Source organism: Rhodanobacter sp. C01 (assembly GCF_002001045.1).
Classification (GTDB): Bacteria; Pseudomonadota; Gammaproteobacteria; order Xanthomonadales; family Rhodanobacteraceae; genus Rhodanobacter.
The window spans coordinates 39,626-63,459 of the sequence record NZ_MUNR01000009.1 but is presented as its reverse complement, the minus strand read 5'-3'; the positions used below and the strand labels follow the sequence as shown (position 1 = coordinate 63,459).

Sequence of the window (23,834 nt, the reverse complement as noted above, 5' to 3'; positions counted from 1 at the left end):
AAAGACAAGGGCCGCTTGCGCGGCCCTTGTCTTTCATGGGTATCGCATCGCTCAGAAGCGATAGGTGCCAGTCAGGCTGACCACGTCGCCGTGATCGTCGAAGGTGCCGTTCATGCTGCCGGCGCCCAGAGAGACCGGATTGGTCAGGTCGACGCGCGTCTTGCCAACGAACTGGTGCTGGTAGCCGAGATCGAAGCCGAAGTGCTCGCTGGCCTGATAACCCACGCCAAGACCGAGCAGACGGCGTGCTCCATCAGGGATACGCGGATCGCGGCTGAGGATGTTGGTCGGAGTCTCGTCGTAACCGACGCCTGCGCGCAGGGTCCACTTGTCATTCAGCTTGTAGTCGCCGCCGATCGAGTACAGCATGCTGTCCTTGTACTTCTGGGGTAGCGCGACCAGTGTCTGGCCATTCGACATGAGTGCCAGGTTCTGGAAGCTGGACCAGCCAGTCCACTTTGCGGTGGCAGCGAGCGAGAAGCGGTCGTTGAACACGTGCAGCCAGTCGAGGCTGGCGAATGCGGGTGTATTGAGCACGGCACTGGCGCTGGCGCCATCGGGGTTGAGTGTCGGCAGGCCCGCATTAGGGAAGACAACCGGGGCTAGGGCGATGAGTTGCTTGCCGGCTTCACTGCCGTACATGGCGTAGTTGCCGCTCAGCGTCTGGTTCACCTGCGAGTGGTAGCTCAGACCGATGCTGTCCTGCTGCGTCGGCTTCCATTCGAAGCCGCCGAAGTAGCCGAACGCAAACCTCTTCTTCACGGTCACATTCAGCTGGACGTCGCCGCTCTGCGGTGCGCCGAGAATCGGGGCGCCGAACAGCGCGGCGGCCGAACCGTACGGGTCGAGCATGGTATTGAGCTGGGCCTTGGTGCGCTGGCCGAGGATGCCCACGCCGATAGAGAATTCATCGTTGACCTTCAGGCCTGCCGAGAAGCTCACGGCGATCGACTGCAAGCTGGTCTTGGTGCCGAAGTAGCGACCCTGCCATGTCGGGTTGTATTCGCTGGCCAGGCCGTATGGCACGGTGACGCTGCCGCCGAGGGTAAGGCGATCATTGATCGGTGCGGCGAACGCCATGTTCGGGAACGGAATGAACTTGCCAAACCCGTTTGGATTGTTGCCGGTGGTTGGATGACCTTGTTCGTCGGTGAATTGCCCCTGGAATTCCGCGCTCGGACGGATGCCGGTACCGGTCACCTGCAGCACGGGCGCGGTAAAGAACGCCATCGCTGCCGGATTGTTGTAGACCGCGGTGGGATCGTTGGGGAACAGCGAGCCGCCCGCATTGGCGCGTGCCCAGCCAGCGGCGTTGTCCGTAGGCAGCTGGAACGAGCCGGCTTCGGCACGAAGCGGGATTGTCAGTGCGGCAGCTACGGCCAGGGCGAGACTGGCCTGGGTGCCGAAACGGGTAAAGCGTTGCAGGGTATGACGGTTCACGATGGTTCTCCTGTGATGGCAGTCTGGGGTGGGTGCCCACAGAATGTTGACTTCTTGGTTATCTGCTGATTGATGTGGTGGGGCGTTTGGTAATGACGACTGGTAATTGTCTTCTTTGTTCAGGAGGCCAGTCTTCCTTCCTTGATCCATTGCTGATCGCCGAGCAAGTCGCGGGCTTCATGCGGTGGAGTTGCGGCAGGTTCTTCGCTGGTAACCGCAGTGTGGTGATCCAGTTGCAGAACTCGGTCGATCAACTGGGTCTGTTCCGGGTTGCCGAATGGGGCCGTGAGTATGGGTGATATCAGCGAGATCAGGCGCGCCAGCAGTTCAGCGTCGTTGATCGCTTCGCCCTTGCTGATGCTGGCGATCAATTCCTGCATATCCTCACCCGCAAGCATGCCGGACAGTGCCTTGAGCGCAAAGTGCAGGCGCAGCCCGAGTTCGTGGCGCGGTAGTGCGGGCAGGGCACGCGAGAACGCCTCGAAGAAACGTCCGGAAATCGGCCGGTAATGCTCTTGTAGGTAGCTGCGGATGAATGGCGAAGGGTCACTGTAGACCCGGCCGAGCAAGCGCATGAAGGCAGGCCCGGAGGTGCTGCCATGACTCAGCCGAAAGGCCGGTACGAACAGCATGCCGAGCACGGTGGTGGCATCCAGGCCTCCAGGATTTTCCTGCTCGCAGACACTGAGCAACTGCAGGCGTTCGCGGTTGAGCCGATCAAGACGCTGTGTCAGTACTTCCTGCATCAGCGCCTCCTTGCTGCCGAAGTGATAGTTCACCGCAGCGAGATTGGCGCCGGCTCGCGCCGTGATATGGCGCAGTGACATCGCCTCGTAACCGCCTTCGATGAACAGCCATTCGGTGGCTTCAAGCAACCGTTTACGAGTATCGCTATGGCCGTGGCGCTGGCTTGTGCTCAATGAACTGGTCTCGTGACATGCATGGGAATTTGCGCGGACACCTGCTTCAAATCATGAATTGAAACACGCGTATGAACGCTACCGATGGGGTCACTACGGGGCAAGCTGCAGCGCACGATCGACATGGGGTGCGTACGATTGCGCAGGAAATAACGTGTCGATCGGGTTCGCATCCGTTGCCCGGCAAGGAAAGGGCGGCGAACTGGCCGTGATCCTGGTGAGGGCTAGGCAACAAAATGGCCGGGATCACCCGGCCATTTTGTTGCACTGCGGTGACAAAGCCGCTCTGCTGCGGCGATCAAACGGCTCAGCCTGCCTTCTTTTTCGCCAGCCGCAGCCAGGTATCGACCACCGTATCAGGGTTCAGCGAGACCGACTCGATGCCCTGATCCATCAGCCATTCGGCAAGGTCGGGGTGGTCGCTCGGGCCCTGCCCGCAAATGCCGACGTACTTGCCTTTGGCCTTGGCTGTCTGGATCGCCATCGACAGCAGCTTCTTCACGGCCGGGTCGCGTTCGTCGAACAGGTTGGCCACGATGCTGGAGTCGCGGTCCAGGCCCAGGGTGAGCTGGGTGAGGTCGTTGGAGCCGATCGAGAAGCCGTCGAAGATGTCGAGGAACTCATCGGCGAGCAGGGCGTTCGAGGGTACTTCGCACATCATGATGACCTTGAGGTCGTGCTCGCCCTGCTTGAGGCCGTTCTTCGCCAGCACTTCGATGACCTTGCGACCCTCGCCCAATGTGCGTACGAACGGGATCATTACCCAGACATTGTCGAGGCCCATCACCTCGCGCACGCGCTTGACCGCCTTGCACTCCAGCCCGAAGGCTTCGGCGAAGCTGGGGTCGACGTAGCGGCTGGCGCCGCGGAAGCCGATCATCGGGTTTTCTTCGTGCGGTTCGTAGCGTGAGCCGCCGAGCAGGCCGGCGTATTCGTTCGACTTGAAGTCGGACAGGCGCACGATCACCGGCTTCGGATACACCGAGGCGGCGATAGTGGCGATGCCTTCGGCGAGGCGATCGACATAGAAGCTCACCGGATCGGCATAGCCGGCGATGCGCTCATCGATCTTCGCCTTGGTCGCGGCGTCCTGCTTGGCGTATTCGAGCAGGGCCTTCGGATGCACGCCGATATGGCTGGCAATGATCATCTCGAGACGGGCCAGGCCGATGCCGGCGTTCGGCAGCATGCCGAAATCGAACGCGCGCTCCGGGTTGGCCACGTTCATCATGATCTTCAGCGGCGCCTCGGGCATCGCGCCGAGATCCGCGGTGACGCGTTCGAACTTCAGGATGCCTTCGTAGATCGTGCCGGTATCGCCTTCGGCGCACGAGACGGTGACGTCAGTGCCATCCGGAATCTTGTCCAGTGCGTTGCCAGTGCCGACCACCGCCGGCACGCCCAGTTCGCGCGCGATGATCGCCGCATGGCAGGTGCGGCCGCCGCGATTGGTGACGATGGCCGAGGCGCGCTTCATCACCGGCTCCCAGTCGGGGTCGGTCATGTCGGCGATCAGCACGTCGCCGGGCTGTACCTTGTTCATGTCGGCCAGCGAGCGGATCACGCGCGCCTTGCCGGCGCCGATCTTCTGGCCGATCGAGCGACCCTCGGCCAGCACCTTGCCCTTTTCACTGAGATGGAAGCGTTCGAGCTGGGTGGCGTGCGCACGCGACTTCACGGTTTCCGGGCGCGCCTGCACGATGTACAGCTTGCCGGTATTGCCGTCCTTCGCCCACTCGATATCCATCGGGCGGCCGTAATGCTTTTCGATGATCAGCGACTGACGCGCCAGCTCCTGCACGTCCTCGTCATTGATGCAGAACTTGTTGCGCAATCCGGCCGGGGTGTCCTCGGTCTTCACGCGCTCGCCGGGGGCGCTGGAATAGACCATGCGCAACTGCTTGGCGCCGAGATTGCGGCGCAGCACGGCCGGCTTGCCGGCATTCAAGGTGGGCTTGAACACGTAGAACTCGTCAGGATTGACCGCGCCCTGCACGACCATCTCGCCGAGGCCGTACGAGCCGGTGACGAACACCACGTCGCGGAAACCCGACTCGGTGTCCAGCGTGAACAACACGCCGGAGGCGCCCACGTCCGAGCGCACCATCAGCTGCACGCCGGCGGAGAGGAACACGTCCTCGTGCTTGAAGCCCTGGTGCACGCGGTAGGCAATCGCGCGATCGTTGTACAGCGAAGCGAAGACTTCCTTCACCTTGTGCAGCACGTCGTCGATGCCGACCACGTTGAGGAAGGTTTCCTGCTGACCGGCGAACGACGCGTCCGGCAGATCCTCGGCGGTGGCGGAGGAGCGCACGGCGACGGCGATATCGTCGGCACCGGCGTCCTTGCACAGCTTGATGTAGGCCGTGCGGATCGCCTGCTCGAGTTCGGCGGGCAGGGCGGTGTCGACGATCCAGCCGCGGATCTCCTTGCCGGCTGCTACCAGGGTGTCGACATCGTCGACGTCGAGCGAGGCCAGACGATCCTGGATGCGCTTGGCCAGGCCGCTCTTTTCCAGATACTGCTGGAACGCGTCGGCGGTAGTGGCAAAACCGCCTGGCACGGAGACACCAAGCTTGGCCAGGTTGCCGATCATTTCGCCGAGTGAGGCGTTCTTGCCGCCGACCTTGCCCAGGTCAGTCATGCGCAGCGAGTCGAGCCAAAGCACCAGATCGTTCAAGGGTGTCTCCTCAAGGGCTTTCAATGGATAACGGTATGGATGCGTCAGGCAGACCCGAAGCGGGCCGCAAAGGACTGGTATTGTCCGCTGCCGATGATGCGCAGCACAAGAAGACCATTGCCTCGGGATGTGATTCCAACGGCATACCAGTCAGCCGGCAGTCAATCGGCGACAGCGTTTTGCGCTTGGGTTATGGTGCAGATGAGCGCATTCCAGTAACCAGGCCCCTGTATGCAGCGAACGGTTTTCTTCATCTCCGACTCCACTGGTATTACCGCGGAGACGATCGGCAACAGCATCCTGGCGCAGTTCGAGGGCGTGCAGTTCGACAAGCATCGACTGCCGTTCACCGATGACACGCAGAAGGCGGAAGCGGCGGCACTGCGCATCAAGACCAATTACGCGCAAAGCGGGCAGCGCCCGATCGTGGTCAATACCATGGCCGAACGCGCGCTGTGCGACATCGTTGCCACCAGCGGCGCGCTGATGCTGGACGTGTTCGCGCCGTTCATCGGGCCGCTGGAGGATGAGCTCGGCACCAAGCGCTCGGGTGCGGTCAATCGCTCACACGGCCTGGTCGATTTCGACAAATACGAGGCGCGCATCAACGCGACCAACTATGCGCTGTCCCACGATGATGGCATTGACGTGGATTATTCCCAGGCCGACCTCATCCTGGTCGGCGTGTCGCGTTCGGGCAAGACACCGACCTGCCTGTACATGGCCTTGCATTACGGCGTCAGCGCCGCCAACTATCCGCTGACCGATGAGGATCTGGAAAAGCTCGAGCTGCCGGCTCGCCTGCGTCCGTATCGCGACCGGTTGTACGGGCTGACCATCGAGCCGCAGCGGCTGGCGCAGATCCGCGAGCAACGCCGTGCCGGCAGCCGTTATGCCACCTTGAAGCAATGTCGCTGGGAGCTTGAGCAGGCTGACCGTCTGATGCGTCAGGCCGGCATTCCCAGCCTCAACACTACGCACGTGTCGATTGAGGAGATCGCCAGCAAGATCTTCGATCGTTTCGGCATCGAGCGGACCATGTTCTGATTTCCGATGGAGTTGCCGCACTTGCCATGAGCGCCGTACTGGACAATCGCAACAGCCTGCTACCGGGACGGTTCGAGTTCCTGATGGGGCTCTATGCGGAAAATTACCATCGCCTGGCACGCTTGTTCGCGCCACAGCAACTCGCTCCCGGCCGCTATATCTCCGACGTGGACGACGGGCTCGATGTCCACCTGCATGTGCAGGAATGCCATCCCTACACGCTGGAACTCGAACTTACCTATGGCTTCGTCGATGCTCATACAGGCCAGCGCGCGCCTTCCGCGCAGTTGCGGATGTATACCGATGCGCATGTGGCTGAGGCGTTGCACTGCCATCCGGGACGACATCTGTGGCAGGTGCTGGGGCCGTTCACACCGGCGCACACGGTGTTCCAGCATCGCCTGCGCATGAACGGGTTTCTTTCGCGTTGGTTGGAATATCTGGTGGAGCAGGGACATTCGACCGGCACTCTGCGACAAGAAGAGTGATCAACGCATTGATGCGGTATGACCAAACGGGGGGCAACAAAAAACCCGCACGAGGCGGGCTTTCCGTTGAGTGGCGGAGCGGACGGGACTCGAACCCGCGACCTCCGGCGTGACAGGCCAGCATTCTAACCAACTGAACTACCGCTCCACATTCCCTGCAGCTACAACTTCCAGCTTCAACCTGTTTCGCATCGCTGCGATTGCGGGCCAACTTGGCGTCCCCACGGGGATTCGAACCCCGGTCGCCACCGTGAAAGGGTGATGTCCTAGGCCTCTAGACGATGGGGACAATTCAAGTTGGTGGAGCCAGGCGGGATCGAACCGCCGACCTCCTGCATGCCATGCAGGCGCTCTCCCAGCTGAGCTATGGCCCCGCCGCTGGAAGCCCGAAAGAATAGGTCCGGGTCGGATATCCGTCAAGCTTTTTTTCACAAATGGCGAACGACAGGATCAATGTCGTTGATGACTTCTACAGCCAGCCGGGCAGATGCCGGCGGTGGTTCGTTTAAGCTGCAACGATCCTGCGCTTGACGAGTTGCTGCATGCACGAAATCGGTTTCATTCGCGATCTTGCCATGGTGATGCTGGTGGCCGGCGCCACCACGATCCTGTTCCAGCGCCTGCGCCAGCCCGTGCTGCTGGGCTACATCCTGGCCGGCGTGCTGATCGGTCCGCATACGCCGGGCATGCTGGTGGCTGACCCGCGTGCGATCGATGACATCTCCAATCTGGGTGTGGTGCTGCTGATGTTCACGCTGGGACTGGAGTTCAGCGTGCGCAAGTTGCGCGAAGTCGGCATTGGCGTGCTGGCTGTGGCGGTGGGGGAGGTCGGACTGATGTTGTGGATCGGTGCCGGCATCGGTGGCCTGTTCGGCTGGAAGGGCATGGATGCGCTGTTTCTCGGCGCGATCATCTCGCTGTCGTCGACCATGGTGGCAACCCGCACGCTGGCGGAGAGCGGCCAGCGGCATCAGCGTTTTGCACAGCTTGTGGTGGGTTTGCTGGTCGCCGAGGACATGCTGGCGATCGTCATGCTGACCCTGCTGACGGCGGTGGCGATCGGTGGTTCGGTGCAGGCAGATGCGGCGTTCACGTTGATTGGTCACCTCGGCTTGTTCGTGGTGGTGGGGATGATCATCGGCTTGCTGTTGCTGCCGCGGCTGGTCGATTACGTGGCCGGTTTCGGTCGCGATGAAACGCTGCTGGTCAGCGTGCTGGGCATCTGCTTTGGCGCCAGCCTGCTGGCGGTCTGGATGGGTTTTAGCGTGGCTCTGGGCGCGTTCCTGGCTGGTGCGGTGGTGGCTGAATCGCGCAGTGTAGGGCGCGTGCTGCATCTGGTGGAGCCGCTGCGCGACATGTTTGCAGCGCTGTTTTTCGTGGCGATCGGTCTGAAGATCGATCCTTCGATGCTGCTGCAGTACGCGTTGCCGGCGTTGTTGATCGCGCTAGCCGTGGTCATCGGCAAGACCCTGACATGCAGCCTCGGCATCTTTGTGGTCGGCCACGATGCGCGCACGGCGTTGCGCTCGGGTCTGGGCATGGCGCAGATCGGCGAATTCTCCTTTGTCATCGCCACGCTCGGGCTCTCGCTTGGCGTGATCAGTGATTTCATCTATCCGGTCGCAGTGTCGGTGTCGGTACTTTGCATGGCGGTATCCCCCTATCTGACCCGTTCGGCGGACAGCCTGGCGGATGGCCTGCGCAGGGTGGCGCCACGATCGGCCCGGCTGCTCGCGACCAGTTACAGCGGCTGGCTGGAAAACCTCAAGCCGGTCAACGAGAACGCGGCTGTCGCGGCGATCTTCCGCCGGTTGCTTTGGCATGTCGCGGTCAATGTGCTGCTGGTGGTGGCGCTGTTCATGGCGGGTGCCTATGTCAATGCGCACAACTGGAGCTGGTTCACGATGTTCGGTATCGATCGCGACCAGCGGCATACCCTGATCTGGGCCAGTGCCCTGTTTCTGTCCCTGCCGATGCTGATCGCGGTGTTCCGCAAGGCCGAGGCTTTGGGCATGCTGCTGGCCGAGATCGGCATACGTGAACGGTTCGCCGGGTCATACACACGGGCCATGCGCAATGTGCTGGCCCGTGTCATCCCGCTGGTGACCCTGCTCGGGCTGGCCGTACTGGTCAGCGTGCTGGGTTCGACCATCCTGCCGCCGCGCGGCATTGCGCTGTCGCTGGCGGTGATTGGCGTACTGCTGGCATTGGTCCTGTGGCGCAGCCTGGTCCATATGCATGCACGCCTGCAGGCGGCGCTGAAGGAAACCCTTAACAAACCGGGGCCGCCTGCTGGTGGTCACGACTGATCGGCCGGTCACGGCAACGGTGCGAGGAACCTTTATGGCGACTGACGGTCGGAGCCCTGCAACGTTGCCAAGACCGGACAAGCACCGCACAATGCGAGGCCTGCCTCCATCGGGGGGGCCCGGTCGGCGATGCCGGCATATCCAAACATGAGGGAGTTTCGAATGAAGCATTTTCTGCGCCCCACGCTGACAGCTGCCACGATGGCCGTTGCGCTGGGCATGACTGCGGGCGTGTACGCTCAGGCCGCCAAGACCGGCGCCGCTGCCCCGGCCACGGGCACGGTCGACAAGGCCAAGGCGAGCTATGTGGTGGGCTGGGAAATCGCTTCCCAGGTTCCGCCGATCATGCGCGATGAGCTGGACGCTGCCGCAGTCGGCCGTGCTGTGCAGGCTGCGCTGTCCGGCCAGAAGCCGAGCATGAGCGAAGCCGAAGCCAAGCAGGTGCATGACGCGTTCATGGCCAAGATCCAGGCCAAGTACCAGGCCGAAATGACCCGGCTCGGCACCAAGAACAAGGCTGATGGCGATGCCTTCCTGGCCAAGAACAAGACCGCTCCTGGTGTGAAGACCACCGCCTCGGGCCTGCAGTACCAGGTGCTCAGCCAGGGCACCGGTGCCCGCCCCGGTCCGAACGACACGGTCGAGATCAACTACACCGGCACCTTCATTGACGGTACGGTGTTCGATGCTTCGGCCAAGCACAACCCGCCGGGCGCTGCCAAGATTCCGCTGGCTGGCGTGATTCCGGGCTTCCGCGAAGGTCTGCAGCTGATGCAGGTGGGTGGCCATTACAAGCTGTTCATCCCGTCGGCCCTCGCCTACGGTGCCGAGCCTCAGCCGCCGATGCAGCCGAACCAGACGCTGATCTTCGATGTGACCTTGGTCAGCACCGGCCCGACGCCGGCTGGTCAGGGCGCTGCTCCGGGTGGCGGCCAGTAATACCGTCTCGCGGTCATGGCATGACAGAAGGGCGCGGAGTGATCCGCGCCCTTCTGCTTTTTGCTCATCGCGAGTGCCGTGTGCTGTCCGCTACGCGGTTAGAATAGACGGCTTGCGTTTCAAAGGATCATCGCAACGATGATGAAGGTCGCTATATTCGGTACCGGCTATGTGGGGCTGGTCACCGGCGCCTGCTTGGCGGAAATGGGTAATCACGTGATCTGCGTCGATGTCGATGCAGCCAAGATCGAGCGCCTGAAGCGCGGCGAGATTCCGATCTACGAACCGGGTCTGGAATCGATTGTCAGGCGCAACCATGCCAGTGGACAACTTGATTTCACCATCAATGCGGCTCCCGCGATTGCACATGGCGAAGTCATTTTCATTGCCGTCGGCACGCCACCGGACGAGGACGGCAGTGCGGACCTGAAATACGTGCTGGCAGTAGCCGGAACGATCGGCCGGCATCTGGATCGCTATACGGTGGTGGTGAACAAGTCGACCGTGCCGGTGGGCACGGCGGACCGGGTGCGCGAGGCCGTGACAGCGGAACTGGTCACGCGGAATGCCTCGATCGGGTTCGATGTGGTGTCCAATCCGGAATTCCTGAAGGAAGGCGCGGCCGTCGAAGATTGCCTGCGGCCGGATCGCATCATCGTCGGTGCTTCCAGCGAGCGTGCCGTGGCGGTGTTGCGCAAGCTGTATGCGCCATTCAACCGCAATCACGAACGCATGGTGGTGATGGACGAGCGTTCGGCTGAGCTGACCAAGTACGCCGCCAATGCGATGCTGGCGACCAAGATCAGTTTCATGAACGAGATCGCGAATATCGCCGAGCGCGTCGGTGCCGACGTGGAACTGGTACGCCAGGGGATCGGTTCGGACCCGCGCATCGGCTATCACTTCATCTATCCGGGGGCTGGCTATGGCGGCTCATGCTTTCCCAAGGATGTGCAGGCGCTCGAGCGCACCGCGCGTGGCTATGGCTATGACGCACGTCTGCTCAATGCCGTCGAGGCGGTGAACCTGCAGCAGAAGACCAAGTTGTTCGAACTGATCTCGCGCCACTTCGATGGTCAACTGAAGGGCCGCACGGTCGCGCTATGGGGTCTGGCATTCAAGCCGAATACCGACGACATGCGTGAGGCTTCCAGCCGGCAGTTGATGGAAGCGTTGTGGGACGCAGGTGCGAAAGTGCGTGCATTCGATCCGGAGGCACGGCAGGAAACACGTCGGCTCTATGGCCAGCGCGATGACCTGGTGCTGTGCGAACAGGCCTACGATGCCCTGCAGGGCGCCGATGTGCTGGCTGTAGTCACCGAATGGAAGGCGTTCCGCAGCCCGGATTTTGCGCGTATTCGCGCCGCGCTGGCGGAACCGGCGGTCTTCGATGGCCGCAACTTGTACGATCCTGCAGCGGTGGAGGAGGCGGGGCTCGCCTATTACGGCATCGGCCGTGGCCGCAGCCTGCGGACGCCGCAATGAACACAAGCGACGATGTCGTGCAGCGGCTTGACGAGATGGAGGTGAAACTCACCTTCATCGATGACACGGTACACGCGCTGGCGACCGCGGATGCGAAACTGTCACTGCGCATGGCCGCATTGGAGCGTGCCTTGCGCGAACTGCGTGGCGAACTCGCGACGATGCGCGTCGCACAGGCGGATGACCCGCATGACGAGCCGCCGCCGCATTACTGATTCAACCGATTACCGACCACGGATTATTCTCATGGCCGATTCCTTGCGCGATCAGCTGCTCAAGAGTGGCATCGTCAAACAGGTTCAAACAGAGCGGGTCCAGGCGGACCGCGCCCGCGAAGGTCGGCGTCCGGCATCGACGCCACCCGGCAAATCCGCGCCCAAGGGCGGCAAGTCACACGCTTCGCCAGCGGCCTCGCGGCCGCCGCGGCAGAGTCAGGAGGACATGGACCTGGCCAAGGCCTATGCGATACGCGCGCAGACCGAGGCGAGCGAGCGCAAGCGTGCCGAACAGGAAGCGGCAGAGCAGGCCAGGTTGCGCCGCGAGCGCAAGTTGAAGATCCAGCAGCTGCTTGATGGCAAGGCGCTGAACAAGGCTGACGCCGATCAGCCGCGCAATTTCGAATACGGCGGCAAGATCCGCCGGATACATGTCGATGCAGTGCAGCTGGGCGCGCTCAATGCTGGCGAGCTGGGCGTGGTACAGCAGGGTGGCCGCTACCTGCTGGTCAGCCGCGAGATCGCCGAACAGGTGCGCGATATCGATGCGCGGCAACTGGCATTGCTGGTCGATCCCGGCGCAACTGGCGCGGGTGACGATGGTGTTCCCGACGATTTGATGTGGTGATCACGGCCGTGACTCAGGTCGGGCAATCCCCATGAAGCAGTTTCAATGAAAACGCCCGGCATGGCCGGGCGTTTTCATTGGACGATGGCACGGTGATCAGCTCGCTGTTGCGGCGGCCAGCTCGAAGCCGCTTTGTGCCAGCGCCGGATGATCCCAGCCATTCTTCGGCTTGAAGCGATCGCCATAGCGTTGGGCAAGTTGCTCCAGTTTCGCCTTGAGCTTGTCAGTGCCTTCGCTGCGCGCGTACTGGATCGGGCCGCCGCGGAAAGGTGCAAAGCCGGTTCCGAAGATCACCCCGGCGTCGAGCAGATCGGCGTCGTCGACCACGCCATCGGCGAGGCAGGCGATCGCCTCGTTGACCATCGGGAGGATCATGCGCTCCTGCAGGTCCGGCGGCATCACATAATCCTTGTCGACCTCCGGCTTGATCGGTTTGCCGTCCTGCCACATGTACAGGCCCTGGCCGTCTTTCTTGCCGCGTTTGCCGGCTTCGAGCTTGCCGTCCAGGCCGGGTGGCACTTCCAGACCGAGGAAGGGTGCCAGTTCCTTGCCGACCGAAGCACAGACATCCAGGCCCACAGTGTCGGCCAGTTCGATCGGTCCCATCGGCATGCCGAATTTCTTCGCCTCGCGGTCCAGCAGCGGGCCAGGCACGCCCTCGCTGTAAAGCCGCATGGCTTCGAGCAGGTACGGCATCAGGATGCGGTTGACCAGGAAGCCGGGCGTGCCCTTGACTGCCACCGGCAGCTTGCCGATCGCCTTGCAGAAGGCGAGTGCCCGTTTCTCGATGGCCGGGTCCAGCCGGTCGTGCCGTACCACCTCGACCAAGGGCATCTGCGCTACCGGATTGAAGAAGTGCAGGCCGAGGAAGCGTTGTGGTGCCTTGAGATTCCTGCGCAGCTCGTCCAGTGGAATGCTCGAGGTATTGCTGGCGAGAATCTCGTCGGCCTGGAACTGCGGTTCGAGATTGGCGTACAGCGCCTCCTTCGCCTCGGCACTCTCGAAAATCGCTTCGATGGCGAGGTCGGCCGTGGCTGCGCCCTTGCCCTCGACATCGGCACGCAGCCGACGGACGGTATCCTCGACTTGCTCGGGCGTCTTCAGTTTTTTCTCGTACAGCTGGCGTGCGCGATCCAGCGCAGGCTGGATGAATTTCATCTCGCGGTCCTGCAGGGTCACGTCGAAACCCTTGAACGCGGCCCAAGCGGCGATGTCGCCACCCATCACGCCAGCGCCGACCACGTGCACATGCTTGATCCCTGCCTCCGTGCCGCTGCCTTGCGCCTTCAGACGCTCCTGCAGGAAAAAGATCCGGATCAGGTTCTGCGCAGTGGGAGTCTTGGCCAGCCTCGCCACCGATCGCGCTTCCAGTTTCAGCCGCTGCCGGATATCGGAGCCGCCACGCTTCCAGACATCGATCATGGCGAATGGGGCCGGGTAGTGCTCCTTGCGCACCTTGGCGGCGGTTTGCTTGACCACCATCGGGGCCAGGACTTGCCGTGCCAGCCAGGTGTTGGTCCCCCATGCCTTGGCGCGGCGCACAAACGGGTGTGCCTGCGGGCGACGCAACAGCAGGCGCGCCTCGACCAGCAATTCCTCGCGGCGTGCCACGCGATCGACCACGCCCAAGGTCAACGCGCGTTTCGCCGACAGCGATTTGCCGGTGAGCATCAACGGTAGCGCCTCGGTGGCGCCGATCAGGCGCGGCAGGCGTGCCGTGCCACCCCAGCCGGGGTGGATGCCCAGCATCACTTCGGGCAGCGCGATCCGGGTCTTGTCGTCGTCGGCCGCGATGCGCTGGCGGCAGGCCAGGATCAGTTCGGTGCCGCCACCCATGCAGGCGCCGTGCACGGCCGCCACCGTGGGACAGGGCAGCCGTGCCAGCGATTCATAGACGCGTTGGCCATGCTCGATGTTTTCCAGCACGGTGTCGTGCTTCGCATAGTCGACGAAGGCCTTGATGTCGGCACCAACCGCAAAACCCGACGGCTTGGCCGAATGGATGATGACGCCGGCCGGCTTTTCGATCGCCAGCCGTTCGACGATCTGTTCGAGTTCGTCCAGTACAGCGCGGGAGATCGCGTTGACGCTGCTGTCGGCACGGTCGAGAGTCAGCGTGACGATGCCGTCGTCACTTTCGCTGGTCTTCCAGTGGTTGAAGCGCAGTCCTTCGAACATGGCGGGTATGGGCATGAGGGGGGAGGTCCGAACCATACCGTCCTGCTGCCGTGATTGCGAGATGTGACGGCGGTGCTTGACCGGGCAGGGAGGCGGGTATGAAATCGCGCCATGGCCGGAAACCTCGGTCCGCGCTGAGCGTGATGGGTCGGTCCGGCAGGACAGAGGGCGAGCCGCTTGGCTGATAATCGAGCGGTCCGGCATGGTTCAATGAGCCATGCCGTGGCCGGGACCGATCCGCCCGGACCGGTCGCAAGCCCGGGATGGATCCGGTTTCATCAATGCCACAAGTACCGCAGGACGGGGACGCAATGACTTCCGTGATGGCCTCCGCCCCAACGCAAGCCGGAGCCGAGATTTTCGAGCGCATCCTGGCTGCACCCAGCGGCCTGGTCGTGATGGACAGCAAGGATGTGCAAGCGCTGATCGACCAGTTCCGCACGCTGGCCAGGCACACTGGCCAGGCAGTCTATCTGTGGCAGCCCGATACCGGCCTGGGCAGCCTGCGTGACGCCCATGTGCGGGTGCCCGATTGCCAGCGGCTGGGCAATGCGCTGCGCTACATGCAGCAGAGCATGCATTTCGGTGTCTATTTCCTGATCGGGCTGGAACTGCCGTTGTCGGCGATGGATGCGACCTTGCTGCGCCAATTGGCCCGTGCACCGAAGGAGCATCTGCGGCGTGTCGTGCTGATCGATGCGCCAGCGACGCTGATCGAGCATCTGGGCAACATGGCGGCACGCGTGAGCAGTGGTGACAGCCAGCCGCGGCGTCTGCGCCTGCGCGACGGCCGTTGGCTGGTCTGAGATGGAGCACGCATGAACTCTGGCATTCTGGTGGTCGCTGCCGAGCGCGAATTGCGCCGCAGCCTGTTCGATGCGCTGGATCAGGCAGGTTATCCGCAGATCCACAGCGCGCGTGACGTATCGCATGCGGCCATCCTGCTGGAGGGGCGCCCGCCGCTGCCGCCGCTGCAACTGATGGTGGCAGTACTGGCTGGCGATCAGCCGCAGGCGACCAGCGTCTGCGAGCAGTTGCGCCGGCTGCCGGGTGGATCCGATACGCCGCTGATCGTGGTGCTGGCCGATGAGGCGACGATCAATCCGACTGACCTTCCGGCCGGTATCACCGACTGGTTGTCGGCTGCGCAGATCGGTACCGAACTGGTGGCTCGCTGGCGACGTTCACAGACGGCGCGGCAGGCCCGGCACAGGGTGCCTGTACTCGTCAGCGATGTGCATGAGGACTATCGCTATGTGTTCGAGGAAGGCAACAGCGAATGGCTGATTGTCGACGCAGGAAGCAGTCGCCTGCTGGAAGTCAGCCCGACCGTCGCCAGACACAGTCGGATGCATGCCAGCCAATGGGAAGGACTGCCACTGTCCGACGTGCTGCGATTCGAGGGTATCGCGCTCGAACAAGTGCTGACTGAAGCCAATCGCAGCTGGTATCCGTGCCAGCGCAAATCGGCACAGGGCGCCGATACCGGTCAGGCCAGTGCGCGGCGCATTCGCCATCACGGGCATGATGCCGTGGCGCTGATGTTCCGCAGCGACCGTGCCGATCTGCGTGCCGAGGCGGCGTTGTCCCTGCTGTCGCGCATTTTCGCCTCGAGCAGTGGCGTCGATGCGCAGGGAGCAGCCGGTCGTCTGCTGTTCGACGAATTGGGGCTGGATTACCTGGCTGTCTGGTCGACACGCCAGGACGGCGCCGAAGGGCCTGCCCAGCTGCTGCAGTTGTGGAACGGTGATGAGCCAGCATGGCCTTCCGCGCACGCGCAGAGTTCGCTGCAGCTGGTGCTGGGTGGCAAGTCCATTCTCTACCGGACCGACGCGAAGCGGCTGTTGCCGATCGATCCTCTGGTGCAGCAGCTCGACCTGGCCGGCTTCGCTGGCTTGCCGTTGTACGACGAGCGGCACACGGTACTCGGTGCCATGCTGGCTGGCAGTCGCCGGGGATTCGGCGAGATGGGCATCACCGAACCGGTGCTGCGTTGCTCCGCGGCCCGTTTTGCCCAGGTGCTGGAGCTGGGGCGCACGCGCGAGCAGGGACGCGCGGAAGGTCTGGTCGATGCCTTGACCGGGTTGCCGAACCGGTTGCTGTTCAATGACCGGCTGGACACGATCATCCGCGAGGCAGTCCGCAACGGCGAGTGTTTCGCGGTGCTGTTCGTCGACCTCGATCACTTCAAGATGATCAACGACAGTCACGGGCATGCGGCCGGTGATCAGGTGCTGCGGACGGTGGCGCAACGCCTGTGCGGCAGCGTCCGTGCTTCCGATACGGTCGCGCGCTACGCTGGCGACGAGTTCATCGTCGTGTTGCGGCATATCGTCAAGAACGATGACGTACTGCGCGTGGCAGAGAAGATCGTGCAGGGGATGGAGACGCCGCTGTACCTCGACGATGGCACCGAGCTGCAGGTCACTGCATCGATGGGCCTGAGCTTCTTCCCGGACGACGCGGGCGATGCACAGACCCTGCTTGAACACGCCGACGAGGCGATGTATGCCGCCAAGCATCTTGGCCGCAACAATTTCCAGATCTATGAGGTGAGCCCGGAGTACGCCCAGGAACATGGCATGGCGCTGAAGACCCGGTTGCGCCACGCCGAGGGCAATGGCGAGTTGCGGGTGGTGTACCAGCCGCAGGTCGACGCCGCAAGCGAGGACATTGTCGGCATGGAGGCGCTGGTGCGCTGGGAGCATCCGGAACAGGGCATGATCAGTCCGGCCGTGTTCATCCCGCTGGCCGAAGAGAGCGGCCTGATCGTCTCGATCGGTGAATGGGTGATGCGTACCGCGTGTCACCAGGCCAAGGAGTGGGAGCAGCGCTACGGCTTGCGTCTGCGTCTGGGCGTGAACCTGTCGGCGGTGCAGCTGATGGAGCCGAGGTTGCTGGATACGGTAACCACGGTATTGCGTGAAACCGGCCTGGATCCGACCCTGCTGGAACTGGAAATCACCGAGAGCATCAGCATCAAGCAGGCACCGAATCTGGTCGAGAACCTGCATGGGCTGCATCATCTGGGTTGCCATATCGCGATCGACGACTTCGGCACCGGCGCGGCGTCGCTGGATTATCTGCGCCGGCTGCCGGCCGACCGCATCAAGATCGACCAGAGTTTCGTGCGCAATATCGGCGTCGATCCCGACGACGAGGCCATCGTGCGTGCCACCATCGAGATGGCGCATCGGCTGAAGCGTGCTGTCGTGGCGGAAGGTGTGGAAATCGAACAGCACCTGCAGTTCCTGCGCAGCCATGGTTGCGACGAGTTGCAGGGTTATCTGTTCTGCCGTCCGTTGCAGCCGGTCAGCTTCGACAAGCTGCTGGCCGAACGGCAACGCCTGCTGGATGTGCAGGTGACCGAAACGGCTTGAGCCGGTGGTGGATGTCCCCATAACAGACATGGGCCTGACGCTGGGGTGCGTGGATGCGCCCGGGTTCCGGCATGACAACCCGTGAACGGTTTAAGCGTTATGGTTGAACCGGTCACGCACTACTGAACTTGCATGGTCGACGGCGGTCTGAACGGCGCATTCAGTTCCCAACAAGCTCCCGCAGCGGATAACGGCATTGACGACGGATACGGCCCGGATGGGCGAAAACGAACTGGATCGCGCGCTGGTCGAGCGTGTCCAGAATGGAGACAAACGGGCCTTCGACCTGCTGGTGCTCAAATACCAGCACAAGGTGATTGGGCTGGTGTCACGCTATGTGAGGAGCCATGCCGAGTGTGAGGACATCGCGCAGGAATCGTTCATCCGTGCATGGCGGGCGATCGGCTCCTTCCGTGGCGACAGCGCGTTCTATACCTGGTTGTACAAGATCGCGGTGAACACCGCCAAGAATCACCTGGTGGCGATGGGGCGGCGTCCGCCAGCCGATGATGTCGATGCCGAGGATGCCGTGTTCATGGCCGGCGCCGAGCGCATGCACGACAGCGCCACGCCCGAACGCGAGATGATGCGCCAGGAAATTGAACAATCCGTGTTTTCCACTGTCCAAGCCCTGCCCGAGGAGCTGCGGACAGCCATCACGCTGCGCGAGGTGGATGGTCTCAGCTACGATGAAATCGCCGAAGCGATGGGCTGTCCGATCGGTACGGTGCGTTCGCGCATCTTCCGGGCGCGTGAGGCGATTGACGAGAAACTGCGGCCCCTGTTGTCGGACCGCGAGGATCAGAGATGAAGCAGACAGGCATGAACCAGGCAGATATGAACAAGAATGTCCGGGAAGACCTTTCGGCCGGCATCGACGGCGAATTGTCGAAAGAGCAGCTGCGTTTCCTGCTGCGCCGGATCGATCACGATTCGTCACTGCAACAGGCATGGGCGAGGTACAACGTCGCCCGTGACGGCTTGCGCAGGCAATTGCCGCCGCTGGCCAGTTCCGGTTTTGCCGCCCGGGTCATGCTGGCCATCGAACAAGAGTCGATGCCGGTGGCTGCTTCCCGACGCCATCATCACTGGCTGCGCTGGTCCGCCGGTGGCGCGATTGCCGCAAGCGTGGCCGTGGCTGCCCTGATGGTCACCCAGCCGACTGGCGACACCGAACGCAACGCCACCACCGCCTTGACTGCCCAGCCGCAGTCCCGGGCAGTTGCTCAGACCGCCGTGGCCAGCCGACCGGCTACCCCGGCCGTGGTACCACCGTGGCTGAGTGGTAATTCAGCCGGCCTGCTCAGCCAGCAGGCGTCTGCCACGCTGGGTGCGCCGTTCGATGTGAACCAGCCGGTCTATACCCGCCGTCTGTCGACATATCCGTCGCTGCCCAAGTTCCGGACGCTCGACAACAAGGATGGGAGTTACCTGTTGCTGCTGGACCCTGCACAGCAGCAGGCCACGTCGACAAATATCGCGCGCCAGGCTGTCACTGGCGCGCAGTAAGTCAAGAGTGGCCGCGTGTGTCTGTCCGCGAGTTGCTCCCGTCCATCGCCTGCTTCGCCCAGCCAGTCCATCGGTCGGGCGCAGCAGTGCGCGTGTGATCCAATACCACGCGGTCCGAATTCAATTGAACCCGAAAGCCATGCAACCCTGAAGTCTTCGGGTCGAGTCAACCAAGGAGGAGTCATGAATCGTTCCATCTTGCGCACCCTTGCGTGTTCTGCGCTGATCGGCATTGCCGCCATCGGCAACGTGGAGGCGCAGACAACACCCAGTGCTGCGGCGTTGCCGGATTTCACCGGTATCGTGGAAAAGAATGCGGCTGCGGTGGTGCATGTCGAAGCCCGGTATACCGGGGAGACTTCCCGGAAGAGCCAGACTGCCGGCGACCAGGCGGCGCCTGGTCAGGACACGCCCGACGATCCGCAGGCCGAATTGTTCCGGCGCTTCTTCGGCATGCCGATGATGCCGTCGCCGCAGGAGCAGAAGCACACCTCGCTCGGCTCGGGTTTCATCATTTCCAGTGACGGCTACATCCTCACCAACAACCACGTCATCGATCACGCGGACAAGGTCATCGTGCGCCTGCAGGACCACCGCACGTTGACCGCGAAGGTGGTGGGTACCGACCCCACTTACGACATCGCCTTGCTCAAGGTCGATGCTGGCGGCAGCCTGCCCGCCGTGAGCATGGGCGATTCGCGTAGCCTGAAGCCGGGCCAATGGGTGCTGGCGATCGGCTCGCCATTCGGTTTCGACTACACCGTGACCCAGGGCATTGTCAGCGCGGTGGGACGCAACCTGGGTCAGCAGGATCAGCCATACACCTCGTTCATCCAGACCGACGTGCCAATCAACCGCGGAAACTCCGGCGGTCCGCTGTTCAACCTGCAGGGCCAGGTGGTCGGCATCAATTCACAGATCTATTCCAATACTGGCGACTATCTTGGCGTGGCGTTCTCGATCCCGATCGATGTGGCCATGAACGCGGTGCAGCAGCTCAAGACCAAGGGCTACGTATCGCGCGGCATGCTCGGCGTCACCGTGCAGCCGGTGAGCGACGACATGGTCAAGGCGTTCAAGCTCGACAGCGGCGCCGGCGCCGCGGTGGTCGACGTCACTCCGGACAGCGGTGCGGCCAAGGCCGGCATCCAGGTCGGCGACGTCATTCTCGACTACAACGGCCAGGTGCTGCAGCAGTCCGCGGACCTGCCTCCGCTGGTGGGGATGACCAAACCGGGCAGCAAGGTACCGGTCGAGATCCTGCGCAATGGCAGCAAGCAGACACTGGAGGTCACCATTGCCGAAACTTCGCGCGATCAGGCTGCTGCGACCAGGTCCGGAGCGGCACCCTCGGCGCGTGGTGGCGCCGCTGCATTGGGACTTACTGTGCAGCCGCTGGACAATGACACCCGCAAGCAACTGGGGCTGAATCCGGGGCAGGGCGTGGTGATCAGCGACATCAGCGGCCCAGTCGCGGCGCAGGCGGGTTTGCAGGCTGGGGATGTGATCCTGATGGTCAACCAGCAGAAGATCGGCAATGTGGCCGAGTTCCAGGCAGCGACCAGGGATGTGAAGGGCGGCAGCACGGTGCTGTTGCTGGTGCGTCGTGGCGAGCAGAGCCAGTTCATCGGCCTGACCGTGCCGGACGGCAAATGATCCGAACGTGCGGGTGTCCGCCGTGGGCACCCGCACCACGGAATCCGGTGGCAATGGCGGGTTCCATGCGATAATGCCGGGTTAGCGTCACCCGAGGGTGACGCGCTGTCATGCATGGTGCGTGGTGGCAGAAAACAAGCCCGACAGGCCATCCACGTTCCATGGAATTGATCCGCAACTTCTCCATCATTGCCCATATCGACCACGGCAAGTCGACCCTCGCCGACCGCATCATCCAGATCTGCGGCGGCTTGGCCGAGCGCGAGATGGAGGCGCAGGTGCTGGACAACAATCCGATCGAGCGCGAGCGTGGCATCACGATCAAGGCGCAGTCGGTGTCGCTGCCGTACAAGGCGCGCGACGGCAAGACCTATCAGCTGAATTTCATCGACACTCCGGGCCACGTCGATTTCTCCTACGAGGTCAGCCGTTCGCTGGCTGCCTGCGAAGGCGCGCTGCTGGTGGTCGACGCGGCGCAGGGCGTCGAGGCGCAGTCGGTGGCGAACTGCTACACGGCGGTGGAGCAGGGCCTGGAAGTGGTGCCGGTGATCAACAAGATCGACCTGCCCACCGCCGATGTGGAAAAGGTCAAGCTCGAGATCGAAGCGGTAATCGGTGTCGATGCCACCGACGCGGTGGCGATCAGCGCCAAGACCGGCCTGAACGTGGTCGAGGTGCTGGAGGCGATCATTGCGCGCATCCCGCCTCCGAAGCCGCGTGATACCGACCGGCTGCAGGCGCTTATCATCGATTCATGGTTCGACAACTACCTCGGCGTGGTGTCGCTGGTGCGGGTCATGCAGGGCGAGATCAAGTCCGGCGACAAGCTGCTGGTGATGTCGACCGGCCGCACTCACGAAGTGGGCGATGTCGGCGTGTTCACGCCCAAGCGCAAGAAGCTGGACAAGCTCGGCGCCGGCGAAGTGGGCTGGATCAACGCCTCGATCAAGGACGTGCACGGGGCGCCGGTGGGCGATACGTTGACCCATGCGGGCAAGCCGGCCGACAAGCCGTTGCCCGGCTTCCAGACCATGCAGCCGCGCGTGTTCGCAGGGCTGTTCCCGGTCTCCTCGGATGACTATCCGGCGATGCGCGAGGCGCTGGACAAGCTGCGCCTCAATGATGCCGCGCTGTTCTTCGAGCCGGAATCCTCCGAGGCGATGGGCTTCGGCTTCCGCTGCGGCTTCCTCGGCATGCTGCACATGGAAATCGTGCAGGAGCGGCTGGAGCGCGAATACGATCTGAACCTGATCACCACCGCGCCGACCGTGGTGTACGAGGTGCTCAAGACCGACGGTTCGATCCTGATGCTGGACAACCCGGCCAAGCTGCCGACCAACTCCAGCTTGGTGCAGGAAATCCGCGAGCCGATCATCGTCGCCAACATCCTCACGCCGCCGGAATACATCGGCAACGTGATCACCCTGTGCGAAGAGAAGCGCGGCGTGCAGCGTTCGATCCAGTACCTGGCCACCCAGGTGCAGATCAGCTACGAGATGCCGCTGGCCGAAGTGGTGATGGACTTCTTCGACCGGCTGAAATCCGTCTCGCGTGGCTATGCCTCGATGGACTACCACTTCGAGCGCTTCGAAGCCGGCCCGTTCGTGCGAACCGACGTGCTGATCAACGGCGAGCGAGTCGACGCGCTGAGCCTGATCCTGCATCGCAGCCACGCCGACCGCAAAGGCCGCGAGCTGGTCGAGCGGATGAAGGACTTGATCCCGCGTCAACAGTTCGACGTGGCGATCCAGGCGGCCATCGGCGCGCAGATCATCGCGCGTTCCACCGTGAAAGCCTTGCGCAAGAACGTCTTGGCCAAATGCTATGGTGGCGACGTCAGCCGCAAGAAGAAGCTTCTGGAAAAGCAGAAGGAAGGCAAGAAGCGGATGAAGCAGGTTGGTCGGGTTGAGATTCCGCAGGAAGCCTTCCTGGCCGTACTGAAGGTCGACAAATAACGCACGCGATCAGTGATGATCCGACAGGTAATCTGGAGTTAAGGCATGGAATTCGATTTTTCGGCGATTCTGCTTGGCCTCACCGTGCTGTTCGGCGTGGTGTGGGGCCTGGATCGCCTGTTCCTGTACAAGAAGCGCAAGGCACGTCTCGATGCAGCCGGTACGGAATACAGCGACCCGATGCCGGTGGATTGGGCTCGCTCACTGTTCCCCGTCGTGCTGGTGGTGCTGCTGTTGCGCTCATTCGTTGCCGAGCCCTTCCGGATTCCGTCGGGCTCGATGATGCCGACGCTGGACGTGGGCGATTTCATCCTGGTCAACAAGTTCGCTTACGGCCTGCGCATGCCGGCGTTCAACAACAAGTTCCTGAGTCTGGGCGAGCCGAAACGTGGCGACGTGGTGGTGTTCCGTTTCCCGGGCTATCTGTGCGAGGACAATGGTGTCCAGGTGCGCAGCGGTGACATGAGCTGCGCCGATCCGCATGCACCGGTGCCGCAGCAGAACTGGATCAAGCGCGTGATCGGCCTGCCCGGTGACACCGTCGAGGTGCATGGCGACGAGCTGGTCGTCAACGGCCGGCCGGTGACTGCCGACGAGATCGGTCCGTATCTGGGCAACCCGCAGCGTACGGTGGATCAGCTCATGCTGAACATGGGCGCCACGGTCTGGAACGAGCACCTGCCGCGTGAGGATGGCCGCATGATCAACCACACCATCGCGCGGATGCCGGCCTACAACACGCCCAATTCGATCCCGGGCGACCAGGTGCCGTCGAAGGTGCCGCCGGGCTGCTATCTGGTGATGGGCGACAACCGAAACGACAGCCTCGACAGCCGCTGGTGGGGCTGCATGCCGGAGCAGAACCTGGCCGGCAAGGCCTTCCTGATCTGGATGAGCTGGAAGGGTTGGGGCACCGGCGGCGTGGATTTCTCCCGTATCGGTGCCGTGATCCACTGACCTGACCCGGATGAGTCAAGCTGTGACGGCGTCGAGAACACCGTACGC

At 62.8% G+C, this 23,834-nt stretch carries 18 protein-coding genes and 3 tRNA genes; 14 read left to right on the top strand and 7 right to left on the bottom strand.

Annotated elements, in window-relative coordinates; genetic code table 11:
* Nucleotides 1-51: 51 nt before the first annotated feature.
* The 3 genes from B0E50_RS06295 to ppsA all read right to left on the bottom strand — a co-directional run bounded on the left by B0E50_RS06295 (nucleotide 52) and on the right by ppsA (nucleotide 5,040).
* Nucleotides 52-1,440, bottom strand: a complete 1,389-nt coding sequence (locus tag B0E50_RS06295; RefSeq protein ID WP_077440350.1) for an outer membrane protein transport protein — start codon at nucleotides 1,438-1,440, stop codon at nucleotides 52-54.
* Nucleotides 1,441-1,559: 119 nt separating this feature from the next.
* Nucleotides 1,560-2,315, bottom strand: coding sequence for a TetR/AcrR family transcriptional regulator (locus B0E50_RS06290; protein WP_254427196.1), 756 nt, complete (start codon nucleotides 2,313-2,315; stop codon nucleotides 1,560-1,562).
* A gap of 352 nt (nucleotides 2,316-2,667) precedes the next feature.
* The gene (gene ppsA / locus B0E50_RS06285; protein ID WP_077440348.1) at nucleotides 2,668-5,040 is read right to left on the bottom strand and encodes a phosphoenolpyruvate synthase; all 2,373 of its coding nucleotides are present in this window, start codon (nucleotides 5,038-5,040) and stop codon (nucleotides 2,668-2,670) included.
* Nucleotides 5,041-5,271: 231 nt separating this feature from the next.
* On the opposite strand from ppsA, the gene B0E50_RS06280 reads away from it, so the two are divergent.
* Complete coding sequence (locus B0E50_RS06280; protein WP_077440347.1) at nucleotides 5,272-6,087, top strand: pyruvate, water dikinase regulatory protein; 816 nt, start codon at nucleotides 5,272-5,274, stop codon at nucleotides 6,085-6,087.
* A gap of 26 nt (nucleotides 6,088-6,113) precedes the next feature.
* Complete coding sequence (locus tag B0E50_RS06275; protein ID WP_077440346.1) at nucleotides 6,114-6,575, top strand: DUF1249 domain-containing protein; 462 nt, start codon at nucleotides 6,114-6,116, stop codon at nucleotides 6,573-6,575.
* A 71-nt stretch (nucleotides 6,576-6,646) separates the two neighbouring features.
* Here B0E50_RS06275 and B0E50_RS06270 read toward each other — a convergent pair.
* The 3 genes from B0E50_RS06270 to B0E50_RS06260 all read right to left on the bottom strand — a co-directional run bounded on the left by B0E50_RS06270 (nucleotide 6,647) and on the right by B0E50_RS06260 (nucleotide 6,949).
* Nucleotides 6,647-6,723, bottom strand: a tRNA-Asp gene (locus B0E50_RS06270).
* 65 nt (nucleotides 6,724-6,788) lie between these two features.
* Nucleotides 6,789-6,864, bottom strand: a tRNA-Glu gene (locus tag B0E50_RS06265).
* Between the two features lie 9 nt (nucleotides 6,865-6,873).
* A tRNA-Ala gene (locus B0E50_RS06260) sits at nucleotides 6,874-6,949 on the bottom strand.
* A 168-nt stretch (nucleotides 6,950-7,117) separates the two neighbouring features.
* On the opposite strand from B0E50_RS06260, the gene B0E50_RS06255 reads away from it, so the two are divergent.
* The 5 genes from B0E50_RS06255 to B0E50_RS06235 all read left to right on the top strand — a co-directional run bounded on the left by B0E50_RS06255 (nucleotide 7,118) and on the right by B0E50_RS06235 (nucleotide 12,151).
* On the top strand, nucleotides 7,118-8,884 hold the full coding sequence (locus B0E50_RS06255; RefSeq protein WP_077440345.1) for a cation:proton antiporter: 1,767 nt from the start codon (nucleotides 7,118-7,120) through the stop codon (nucleotides 8,882-8,884).
* Nucleotides 8,885-9,046: 162 nt separating this feature from the next.
* Nucleotides 9,047-9,823 carry an FKBP-type peptidyl-prolyl cis-trans isomerase gene (locus tag B0E50_RS06250; protein ID WP_077440344.1) on the top strand — a complete coding sequence of 259 codons (777 nt, stop codon included), beginning with the start codon at nucleotides 9,047-9,049 and terminating at the stop codon, nucleotides 9,821-9,823.
* A 141-nt stretch (nucleotides 9,824-9,964) separates the two neighbouring features.
* Nucleotides 9,965-11,308 (top strand): UDP-glucose/GDP-mannose dehydrogenase family protein, encoded by a 1,344-nt coding sequence (locus tag B0E50_RS06245; protein ID WP_077440568.1) that lies wholly within the window; start codon nucleotides 9,965-9,967, stop codon nucleotides 11,306-11,308.
* Entirely contained in the window at nucleotides 11,305-11,523 is a 219-nt protein-coding gene (locus tag B0E50_RS06240) for a SlyX family protein (RefSeq protein ID WP_077440343.1), read from the top strand. The genes B0E50_RS06245 and B0E50_RS06240 overlap by 4 nt, the downstream gene beginning before the upstream one ends.
* A gap of 31 nt (nucleotides 11,524-11,554) precedes the next feature.
* A complete protein-coding gene (locus B0E50_RS06235; protein ID WP_077440342.1) occupies nucleotides 11,555-12,151 on the top strand; it encodes a DUF2058 family protein in 597 nt (198 codons plus the stop codon).
* 96 nt (nucleotides 12,152-12,247) lie between these two features.
* On the opposite strand, the gene B0E50_RS06230 is transcribed toward B0E50_RS06235, so the two are convergent.
* Complete coding sequence (locus tag B0E50_RS06230; protein ID WP_077440341.1) at nucleotides 12,248-14,329, bottom strand: 3-hydroxyacyl-CoA dehydrogenase NAD-binding domain-containing protein; 2,082 nt, start codon at nucleotides 14,327-14,329, stop codon at nucleotides 12,248-12,250.
* A gap of 311 nt (nucleotides 14,330-14,640) precedes the next feature.
* On the opposite strand from B0E50_RS06230, the gene B0E50_RS06225 reads away from it, so the two are divergent.
* The 7 genes from B0E50_RS06225 (at nucleotide 14,641) to lepB (ending at nucleotide 23,786) form a co-directional block, all read left to right on the top strand.
* Nucleotides 14,641-15,135, top strand: a complete 495-nt coding sequence (locus B0E50_RS06225) for a hypothetical protein (RefSeq protein WP_077440340.1) — start codon at nucleotides 14,641-14,643, stop codon at nucleotides 15,133-15,135.
* Between the two features lie 12 nt (nucleotides 15,136-15,147).
* Nucleotides 15,148-17,709: a bifunctional diguanylate cyclase/phosphodiesterase gene (locus tag B0E50_RS06220; protein ID WP_077440339.1), complete on the top strand. Its 2,562-nt coding sequence runs from the start codon at nucleotides 15,148-15,150 to the stop codon at nucleotides 17,707-17,709.
* 217 nt (nucleotides 17,710-17,926) lie between these two features.
* Nucleotides 17,927-18,520 carry an RNA polymerase sigma factor RpoE gene (gene rpoE / locus B0E50_RS06215; RefSeq protein ID WP_174575028.1) on the top strand — a complete coding sequence of 198 codons (594 nt, stop codon included), beginning with the start codon at nucleotides 17,927-17,929 and terminating at the stop codon, nucleotides 18,518-18,520.
* 11 nt (nucleotides 18,521-18,531) lie between these two features.
* Nucleotides 18,532-19,218 carry an RseA family anti-sigma factor gene (locus tag B0E50_RS06210; RefSeq protein WP_077440337.1) on the top strand — a complete coding sequence of 229 codons (687 nt, stop codon included), beginning with the start codon at nucleotides 18,532-18,534 and terminating at the stop codon, nucleotides 19,216-19,218.
* A gap of 183 nt (nucleotides 19,219-19,401) precedes the next feature.
* Nucleotides 19,402-20,874 (top strand): Do family serine endopeptidase, encoded by a 1,473-nt coding sequence (locus B0E50_RS06205; RefSeq protein WP_077440336.1) that lies wholly within the window; start codon nucleotides 19,402-19,404, stop codon nucleotides 20,872-20,874.
* A gap of 161 nt (nucleotides 20,875-21,035) precedes the next feature.
* Nucleotides 21,036-22,829, top strand: a complete 1,794-nt coding sequence (gene lepA / locus B0E50_RS06200) for a translation elongation factor 4 (protein WP_077440335.1) — start codon at nucleotides 21,036-21,038, stop codon at nucleotides 22,827-22,829.
* Nucleotides 22,830-22,874: 45 nt separating this feature from the next.
* Complete coding sequence (gene lepB, locus B0E50_RS06195; RefSeq protein ID WP_077440334.1) at nucleotides 22,875-23,786, top strand: signal peptidase I; 912 nt, start codon at nucleotides 22,875-22,877, stop codon at nucleotides 23,784-23,786.
* Nucleotides 23,787-23,834 lie beyond the last annotated feature (48 nt).